This is a genomic window from Robinsoniella sp., from assembly GCF_034124845.1.
Genome location: NZ_JAWYAJ010000363.1, coordinates 4232 through 4900, shown reverse-complemented (window position 1 = coordinate 4900; position 669 = coordinate 4232). Strand labels below are relative to the sequence as shown.

Below are 669 nucleotides of genomic sequence, written 5' to 3'. Positions count from 1 at the left end.
GTCATCACAATATGCCAGAGAGAGATTAACACCCTCGTAGTAGCCCAGGTCCATTGCCCTTCGAATCAGGCTCTTAATTGCTTCTTTATTATAGTCAATTGGATAACGGACGTACTGTATTTTACCCCCATTGCAAAGCTCCCAAAACCTTCCTTCCAGATCCTGTTTTTCAATCGGTGTCAGGTCTTCTGTTACATGACAGTGAAAGCTGTTGCTTACGTAAGGGCGGTCGGATACATTTTCCACAATGCCAAACTGTTTGCGGAACTGCTCTACCTGCAGGCCGCAGAGGCTTTCGGCAGGAGTACCGTAAATTGCATACAGATAACCGTCTTTTTCTTTGTATTCCGTTACTTTTTTATTGATATACTCCAGTACTTCCAATGCAAATGCACCATCATCCGCAATGGATTTGCCATTATAAAGCTCCTGCAGTTCATTTAATGCTGTAATGCCAAAGGAGGAAGTCATCGGTTTTAAGATTTTTTTGATCTTATCCGTCGGCTTCAGGCTGCCGCCGTAGAATCCACCTTCACAGTAGCCCAGAGGATTTGTAGAAGCTTTCATTTCTCCCAGATACTCATAGGTCCGGATGTGGAGACTGCGGATCATTTCCAGATAATAATCCAGTACCTCATAGAAATCCCTGCTCTCCGCCCTTGATTTAGC

The 669-nt window shown here is 44.2% G+C and carries 1 protein-coding gene; it reads right to left on the bottom strand.

What is annotated here, in order from left to right; genetic code table 11:
* On the bottom strand, positions 1–669 hold a 669-nt coding region (nrdD, locus tag ACH2DQ_RS18375; protein ID WP_395027780.1), incomplete at both ends, for an anaerobic ribonucleoside-triphosphate reductase.